General features: G+C 39.8%; 8 protein-coding genes. 5 read left to right on the top strand and 3 right to left on the bottom strand.

The genetic code is table 11. The features are described 5' to 3' along the window. Positions 1-191: 191 nt before the first annotated feature. Positions 192-860, bottom strand: a complete 669-nt coding sequence (locus V7K89_RS21290) for a hypothetical protein (RefSeq protein WP_335190627.1) — start codon at positions 858-860, stop codon at positions 192-194. A gap of 145 nt (positions 861-1,005) precedes the next feature. Continuing rightward, on the bottom strand, positions 1,006-1,860 hold the full coding sequence (locus tag V7K89_RS21295; RefSeq protein WP_335190629.1) for a PD-(D/E)XK nuclease family protein: 855 nt from the start codon (positions 1,858-1,860) through the stop codon (positions 1,006-1,008). A gap of 146 nt (positions 1,861-2,006) precedes the next feature. Between V7K89_RS21295 and V7K89_RS21300 the strand changes: the two genes are divergently transcribed. The 4 genes from V7K89_RS21300 (at position 2,007) to V7K89_RS21315 (ending at position 4,242) form a co-directional block, all read left to right on the top strand. After that, on the top strand, positions 2,007-3,431 hold the full coding sequence (locus V7K89_RS21300; RefSeq protein WP_335190630.1) for a phosphoglucomutase/phosphomannomutase family protein: 1,425 nt from the start codon (positions 2,007-2,009) through the stop codon (positions 3,429-3,431). 124 nt (positions 3,432-3,555) lie between these two features. Continuing rightward, complete coding sequence (locus V7K89_RS21305; protein WP_335190632.1) at positions 3,556-3,831, top strand: LapA family protein; 276 nt, start codon at positions 3,556-3,558, stop codon at positions 3,829-3,831. 7 nt (positions 3,832-3,838) lie between these two features. Then, entirely contained in the window at positions 3,839-4,051 is a 213-nt protein-coding gene (locus V7K89_RS21310; protein WP_335190640.1) for a DUF433 domain-containing protein, read from the top strand. Next, positions 4,048-4,242, top strand: coding sequence for a hypothetical protein (locus V7K89_RS21315; protein ID WP_335190634.1), 195 nt, complete (start codon positions 4,048-4,050; stop codon positions 4,240-4,242). The genes V7K89_RS21310 and V7K89_RS21315 overlap by 4 nt, the downstream gene beginning before the upstream one ends. A 288-nt stretch (positions 4,243-4,530) precedes the next feature. Here the strand turns inward: V7K89_RS21315 and ndhD1 are convergent, their stop codons facing one another. Continuing rightward, positions 4,531-6,108, bottom strand: a complete 1,578-nt coding sequence (gene ndhD1, locus V7K89_RS21320) for a photosynthetic/respiratory NAD(P)H-quinone oxidoreductase subunit D1 (RefSeq protein WP_335190636.1) — start codon at positions 6,106-6,108, stop codon at positions 4,531-4,533. A gap of 469 nt (positions 6,109-6,577) precedes the next feature. Here ndhD1 and V7K89_RS21325 point away from each other — a divergent pair, with 469 nt between their 5' ends. Next, positions 6,578-8,983 (top strand): DEAD/DEAH box helicase, encoded by a 2,406-nt coding sequence (locus V7K89_RS21325; RefSeq protein WP_335190638.1) that lies wholly within the window; start codon positions 6,578-6,580, stop codon positions 8,981-8,983. Positions 8,984-9,043 lie beyond the last annotated feature (60 nt).

Genomic DNA, 9,043 nt, shown 5'->3' on the forward strand with positions numbered 1-9,043 from the left:
GGAACTCATGGGTTCTATTCGCAATAAACAGAGGTTTTATCGCCAGGGTTTGAAAGCTATGTCACTTATACAGCAAGCTCTTTAGCTCCCCTGTCACCCCCTGAAGAAGTATAGTGAGATTATTCATACCAGCAACCTCTAATTTGATGAATATTTATTAATTGAACAGTCATATTGTGCTTTTATTGAAGTCAATCTTTCTTATTACGAGGGGATGAATTATCTAGTACTGTATTAGCACAAACCACATCGCTAATCCATTCTCCCTCAATATTATTGTTAGAAGAATTTGCATAATCATCCCATGTCATGGAATCGCCAGTTGAATATTCATAAACAACTCCACGAGTTTGATTATTACCATCTCCATCATTTAAACGAATCCATATTACATAATCATTAGAGGGAGGATAACCACCACCAAATTCAATATCTGGAGATTGAGCTAAACTTCTAATTGCCCCTGGTGCAGGTCGCCAACTTCGATAATGATGAGTTACAAATTTGTCAGGAGAACCAGACCTTCTGTAATGTACTGTTTGATGAAATTTGTAATTATAAAGAACTGAAGATTGACCTTGTGGTCCACAAACCAAATCAAGTGGATAGAAAGAACAATATCCTTCCTTAGCTTTATTTGGAACCTGTTCATTTTGAGCTTTAGTTGTGCTAATTGCAGCCTTCACAGTAGGAGCTAATTCCGAACCAGCAGCAGCACATTCAGGTTGAACAACACAAGCGTCTAGAGACGACAGCAATACATAAACAGTTTTAGGTAAAATCACCTTAAATATTAGAAGTAAAAGAAACATAGAAATTCCTACTAATCTAAATACAGATTTATTTGTGGTTAATCGCATTAGTCTTGACTCCTTACAACCAAAGATCAAAATCGGTGTATCTAACATCTAGATTGTCTGATAGGAGAAGAGAATCAGGTCAGTAAAAATACGAGTATTTAGTAAATTATTTTGAAAATTGACCAAGACTGTATAGGTAAACCAATTAGCTATTAACTCTTAAACTGGGCAATGGATATGATTGATGCTGCTTAAAATCGGCAAACTCACAGATGGAGTTAAATGGACAAAAGCGGCAGTGAGAGCCAGGATTAGGAGGGAATATTTTACTGAAATTAGTAGTTCCTTCCTGATATTTTTGCAAATCGTGCTGGTGCTTGTGGGCAATATTCGCTAACTCAAATTTTAAGGATTCTAATTCACTATTATTAATACTAATTAACTCTGATTTTTTACATATTTCTAAATTATAAAATGATGCAACAGCTTTTCGTCCAGGGTAAAGATAACGAGCAGCTAACAAGTAAACTAATGCCTGTCGTTTGTCAAAAGCCGACTTACCAGTTTTGAAATCCAAAATATGTAAAGTGCTATCAGACTCAATAAAAACGCAGTCCATAGCCGCGTATAAGCGAAAGCAATAATCTTCTTGTTCAACTACTATCGGTTTGGGAAAGCCTTCATCACCCGGAGTTAATTGGATAATATTTTTATCCAAAAGCAACGGTGCATCGTGATATTTTTGCAAAATTTGCAGCACACGTTGCTGGACTTGAACGCTTGAGTTGCCTAATTGAAGTAGCTGGGCAACTCTTTCTACGCCATCTGCTTGCTTCAACAGATGCCTGTGATGATGAAACTCATAAACGCCTTTTTGAGCGAGTATACCAATTCGCTGGGGCGCGGTGGCTTGCGTTAAAAGCGCTTTGACTTGTGGTTCGTGTTGCCGTGCTTTGATAAACCCCCGTCTCATCTGGCAATGCCAGCGTTCTTGCCCAGTCGCTGGGGCAACTAGAGACCAAAGGTGATAACTGGCAAAAGGTCGATCGGGGGTTGACATTGCTCAGAAACAGTGAGAGAAAATACGGTGGGGAGAAGTTTAAGCTAAGGCTTTCTTAGAAAAGAACTTCGGAGGATACTTGCTGCTACACACGCTTTGCGGGAAGCTTTTATAGTACTGATAATGTACCGGAGCAAGTGGCAAAAATGTCTAGCAAGATAAAATTTGGTACCGATGGATGGCGAGGGATTATTGCAGATGACTTTACTTTTCCGAATGTGCGGAAAGTTACAAGGGCAATCGCCACTTACTTAGAAACAGCCTACACAAAAGATAGACCAGTACTTATTGCCTACGATACTCGCTTTTTAGCTGACCAGTTTGCCCAAACAGCGGCCCAAGTACTAGCAGACTTGGGTTGGACTGTGAAAATTACTGAACGGGATTGCCCCACACCAGTAATTGCCTACAACGCCCGTCACCTAAATTCCGCTGGGGCGTTAATGTTTACTGCTAGCCATAATCCAGCACCTTACTGTGGAATTAAATATATACCCGATTATGCTGGGCCTGCCACTCCAGAGATTACTGATACTATTGTGGCAAATATAGAAGGTGCATCGGATGAATTGCCTGGGAGCAATCCATCAGGTTCAATTTCAATTTTCGATCCCAAACCAGATTACCTGCAATTTATCTACACTCTACTTGATGTAGAAAAGATCAAAAGCGCTAATTTAAAGGTGAAGTACGATGCTTTGTATTCTACCTCTCGCGGCTATTTAGATGAAGTTTTGCAACATAGTGGCGTTCAGTTAGAAAGTTTCCACGATTGGAGAGATGTGTTATTTGGGGGTGGGATGCCAGAACCCAAAGGAGAACAATTAGTTGAGTTAGTGGAAGCAGTAGTTCGCGATCAAGCTGATTTGGGCTTGGCGACCGATGGAGATAGCGATCGCTTTGGTATCGTTGATGAACAAGGAAACGTGCTCACTCCGAATACTGTGCTGCTACTCCTAGCACGTCATTTAATCAAAAACAAAGGTAAAACTGGCGCGATAGTCCGCACTGTGGCTACAACCCACCTGCTGGATAATTTCGCTGCTAAAAATGGGCTGCAAATTTACGAAACAGCAGTTGGTTTTAAATACATCGGCGAAAAAATGCGCGAAACTGCCGTGTTAATCGGTGGAGAGGAATCAGGTGGTTTGAGTGTTATTGGGCATATTCCTGAAAAAGACGGGGTATTAGCCGATATGCTGGTGGCAGAAGCGATCGCTTATGAAGGCAAACCGCTGAGTCAACTTGTCAAAGAAGCGATTGCTGAAGCCGATGGCCCACTTTACAACAACCGCCTAGACTTGCACCTGACAGAGGCGCACAAAACCGCCGTTATCGACTCTTTTACTAAAAATCCACCTACAGAGGTAGCAGGAATTAAAGTCAAGGAAGTGGGGCGTAAAGACGGTATTAAGCTGTATTTAGAAGAAGGTAGCTGGATTTTACTGCGTCCTTCTGGTACAGAACCATTGGTACGCGTCTACCTAGAAACTAACACTCCCGAAAAACTCACTAAAATCGCCCAAGAGTTAGAGAGTGCCATTGCTAAACTAGAGGCAGTAGCAGTCTAATCTGTCAGAGTTAAGAATTAAGAGTTATGAATTAGGAGTTAAGAATTGTAAATTTACGATTCTTAACTCTTGATTTCTAATTTCGAGCAAAATATAATTCCTAACTTCTCACTTCAATCAAACTATGAAAATCGCTCCTTTTTTGACATCTCTAGTTGTAGCGGTTTGGGTAATCGCGATCGCAATTATTTCAGTCCAAAATGCTACACCTGTATCATTAAAATTTTTAACATTCCAATCGATTCAGATACCAATGGGTTTAGTACTAGCTTTTAGTGCCGTTGTCGGGTTAATTGGCATGGCACTGCTGCAACCTCTGTGGGGACTTGCTGGTACTGGCCAGGGTAATTCTCGATTGGAAGACGATGCCGAGTTTTTTGTTGATGATGAAGATTTTTGAGGTTTGAATAGCTGTACAGTACCAAAAAATTATTACAATCGCACCAGGAAAACGAGGTGGTAAGCCTTGTATTCGAGGAATGCGAATTACTGTATACGATGTTTTATCTTATCTTGCCTCTGGCATGACCTACGAGGAAGTGCTTAATGACTTTCCTTATTTGACACAAGAGAATATTTTGGCTTGCCTAAGCTATGCCGCTGATCGAAAACGGCTATGAGCGCAACTTATACAGCAGATTTTAATTTGTGGATTGAACAGACAGCCCAACTATTGCGATCGCATCGCTGGCATCTTCAAAACGTAATACTACTATCGTTAAAATTTTTAATATTCCAATCAATTCAACTCTCAGCAGTTTTAGTGTTAGCTTTCAATCCTGGTACCGGGTTAATTGGCAATTTAAACTAAAATCATAAAAATTGAGTGACAGAGGTAATCTATTGATGTGCGATCGCGCTGATTTTGATAGCCCTTGGAAAAAAATTATATAAGCTTATTTTCCCCAAGCAAAGCGCAACCCAACCTACAATTTTTCACAAAGCCAAGCGTATTGCATCTTATCACTTACCAATGCAAAATTTTTTAACTCAGGTCGATGATTTGTTTTTTACTTTCCCAATCAAAAATTACGAGTGAGTAACAAAAAGGGCAGGTTTTGTACCTGCCCTCAAAGTAATCAATATTTAAACTCGCAACTTAATTAGCTATTTGGGGCGCACTCAAAGAAACCTTTAGCGTTTCTTCTTTTTGCTGTGCTAATGTCGGCACAGAATCACGCAATCTTGCCGTCAATTGTACAGTTGTAGCGTCGTACATCTGAGTCAGCAATTTTGGATAGAAACCAATACCAATAATTGGCACCAGCAAACAAGCAATGATAAATACTTCACGGGGTTCAGCATCTATCAAAGCTTGGTGAGAAACTAATTCCTTGTTCTCTTCTCCGTAGAAAATTTCTCGCAACATCGACAGCAGATAAATCGGAGTTAAAATTACTCCCACTGCCATTAAAAACACCACAATGACTTTGAAAGTAGGGCTATAAGCATCGCTAGTGGCAAAGCCGACAAACACCATTAATTCTGCCACGAAACCGCTCATCCCTGGTAAAGCAAGAGAAGCCATCGAACAGGCAGTAAACATAGCGAAAATCTTCTTCATTCTTTTGCCGACACCGCCCATTTCATCCAACATCAGAGTGTGTGTGCGATCATAAGTTGCGCCGACAAGGAAGAACAAACTCGCCCCAATTAACCCGTGGGAAACCATTTGCAATACTGCCCCACTCAACCCCAAATCGGTGAATGAGGCGATACCAATCATCACAAAGCCCATGTGAGAAATTGACGAATAGGCAATTTTTCGCTTCAGGTTACGCTGGGCAAAGGATGTCAAGGCAGCGTAGATGATATTAACTACCCCTAAAACTATCAATACTGGTGCAAAGAAAGCGTGGGCATCGGGGAGCATTTGGGCATTCATCCGAATTAAGGCGTAACCGCCCATTTTCAAAAGAATACCTGCCAATAACATGTGTACAGGCGCTGTAGCTTCACCGTGGGCATCAGGTAGCCAAGTGTGCAAGGGAATAATTGGCAACTTGACGGCGTAAGCAATTAGGAAGCCAGCATAAAGGGCAAGTTGGAAATTCAGGGCGAAATCTTTTAAGACGAGCGATCGCATATCGAATGTCACCGTATCGCCATAAAATCCCATTGTCAGGGCAGACAGCAAAATAAACAGCGAACCGCCGGCGGTGTATAAAATAAATTTTGTCGCTGCATATTGCCGCCTTTTGCCTCCCCAAATCGACAGCAGAAAGTATATCGGTACTAGTTCCAGTTCCCACACCAGGAAAAACAACAGCATATCCTGGACGGCGAACACGGCAATTTGACCGCCATACATCGCCAAAATCAAGAAGTAAAATAGCTTCGGCTTGAAGGTAACAGGCCAAGCTGCTAAAATCGCCAGCGTGGTAATGAATCCAGTCAAAATAATTAGGGGCATGGATAAGCCATCTGCCCCTACTGACCAATTCAAATCTAGTTGGGGTACCCAGGGGTAACTCTCGACCAACTGCAAATCTGGATTGGAGAAATCATACCCAGTATAAAAAGCATAAACAATTAGTGCAAAATCGATCAGCCCTACGATGAGGGAGTACCAGCGCACTGTTTTGCCTTCTTTATCTGGGATGATGGGAATCAGTAGTGAGGCGGCTATCGGCAACAGAATAATCGTCGTCAGCCACGGAAAATTAGCTGTATTCATCACAATTCGTCTGCTATCAAAATCATGTTTGGCAAAAAGTCACTAGTTATTAACTAACAGCTTTTTGAGGATTTCGTCTTCCTCGTTAGGTTGATTTAATTAAATTGGCAATCCCATTTTGTCTCTTGGGAGTCTTTTTTGACACTTGGGGGTGCGGAATATGGGTTTTGATACTCCCAGTCAAGACAAAAATTTATCCTGAAAAAGCCGATAAACTAGAATTATAGCGGTGTGATCGCGTAGCCTAACCTATCGCTAAAAATACACGATGCTGTTTGGTGGTTGTTGAAAAAAGCAATTTGGTGCAAAAAAGCATCACAAGAGAAATAACCCTATGATAATCGCACAAATTGAAAGTCAGATTCGTTATATGAATTAGCTAGTGTGCCTAACTCATCTGCGATTACTAATGCTGATTACTTTTTATGTTACAACAGTGTAATAAGCAGATACTTAGTATATCCAAAAGATGGCACTAAAAAAAGTTAGTCATTCTCACACCTTTGCCGAAACACCTGAAGCACTTTTCCGAGATATTAAAAATAAAAAATCCCAAGGTTTGATTTCTCACCAAGCTGACATACTTAGAAAATACTGTCAGCCAGAAACTCTCAATCTACCAGATGTTGCCTTACAACTTCCAACAGGTAGTGGTAAGACAGGAGTGGGGCTTTTGATTGCAGAATGGCGGCGTTGCCGTTTTAATGAAAAAGTAGTGTATTTATGCCCTACTGTTCAGCTTGTGAATCAGGTAGTTGAGCAATCATTAACTATTTTTGGGATAAAAGCAAATGCTTTTACAGGTAAACAGACTGGATATGCCCCTACTATCAAGGCTGAGTATACTAATGCAGAAACTATTGCTGTCACTACTTATAGTGGTTTATTTAACGCAAATCCTTTCTTTAAGAACGCCGACATAATAATTCTTGATGATGCCCATGCTGCCGAAAATTATATAGCAAAATATTGGTCTATTTCAATTGAGCGCACTAATCCCGAACACCGCACTCTTTTTAAAGTTTTAGTTGCAGTTATGCGTGAGATTGTTCTCGATCCAAACTACTCTAGGTTGATGTCTAACTCTTCTCCTGATTTAGGAGATCTCCAATGGGTTCAAAAGATACCTACTCCCTCCATGTATGAAAGACTTGAAGAAATAACTACAATACTAGATACATATATCAATGATATAAAGGATTTAAAGTATTCTTGGTCTGTTATAAAGGATCACTTATTTTCATGCCATATATACAGCAGCTATAACTTTATATTAATTCGTCCTATTTTACCACCTACTCGTACTCATGAACCATTTTCTACTCCTAAACAACGCATATATATGTCTGCTACATTAGGAGAAGGAGGAGAATTAGAAAGGCTTGCAGGTACAGAAAAAATAGTTCGTTTACCAGTTCCGCATGGATGGGATCAACAGGGCATTGGTCGTCGCTTTTTCTTTTTTCCAGAAAGATCACTTAATGAAGAAGCTGCACTCAAGCTAGCTATAGATATGATCAAAGAAACACCAAGAACACTCGTCCTTGCCCCAGATGATCCTACTGCAAATAAACTTACAACACAAATATCTACAGCAACTAGTTATAAAATATTCAATGCTAGGGAAATCGAGAAGTCAAAGCAGACTTTTATATCTGAGTCAAAAGCAGTAGCTATAGTTGCAAACCGATATGATGGCATTGATCTAGGAGGTGATGAATGTCGTCTATTAATAGTAAAAGGAATGCAAAAAGCAATAAATCTACAAGAAAAATTTCTTGTGACGCGAATGCCAGCAAATATTCTTTTTAATGACCGTGTATTAACTAGAATTGTTCAGGCAGTTGGTCGTTGTACAAGAGCAGATAACGATTATTCCGCAGTAGTAGTGCTTGGAGAAGAATTGAATAGTTTTTTACTAGATAAGAATAAAAGGAAATTTTTACATCCAGAAATTCAAGCTGAGATAGAGTATGGAATTGAGCAATCTAAAGATATTAAATCATCAGAGTTTATTGATAATTTGCAAATTTTTCTAACACATAAAGAACACTGGAATGGAGCAGAGAAGGATATTATAGATTTGAGAGATAAATTAGAACAATCCCAACTTCCAGGCATAGAAAAATTACAGGGATCTGTTGCTCATGAAGTTAGATATCAAAACGCACTTTGGAGCGGCAATTTTGAACAGGCAGTTCAAGAATGTAATTCTGTATTAAGTTCGCTTAGTGGAGATGATGTTAAAGGATATAGAGCCTTTTGGTACTACCTTGCTGGAAGTGCAGCCTGGATAGCGGCAAAACATGGTGTAGCTTCTATGGAAGGAGTAGCACGGAATTTCTTTAAGCGTGCTGCTTCTACTACTGAAGGAGTTAGTTGGCTCTATCAACTCTCTAAGTTGAATTTAGAAGAAAATCAAGAAAATCAAGCTGATAAATTGAGACTGACTTCTGTAATTGAAGCACTAGAATCACAATTGTCACTATATGGCAATTTCAACGATAAAAAGTTTGAAGCAGAGGTAAAAGCAATTATTGAGAATCTCCAGAGAGTAAAAGATACTCAGGAAGACTCCAAAGCATTTGAAAATGGACATGAAAGATTAGGGCGTTTATTGGGTTATGAAGCTCGAAATTCAAACGGAGATGCTGACCCAGATCCCTGGTGGATTGCTTATGATGACTTTTGTATTGTATTTGAAGATCATTCAACTGATAATAATGGAAATCCGTTAGGAGCAAACAAAGTTAGACAAGCAGCTTCACATCCTAACTGGATTAAACAGAATGTATCATCACTTCGCCAAGATTCAGAAATCATACCTGTTGTGGTTACACCTTGTATAGCAGTCGCCATCTTAGTTAGGACGTAGAATATATAGAGAAGTGATTGATTTCTGCATTCGTATGGCAAACCCTTACAGTTATGATCT

It is taken from the genome of Nostoc sp. (assembly GCF_036917515.1).
GTDB lineage: Bacteria > Cyanobacteriota > Cyanobacteriia > Cyanobacteriales > Nostocaceae > Nostoc.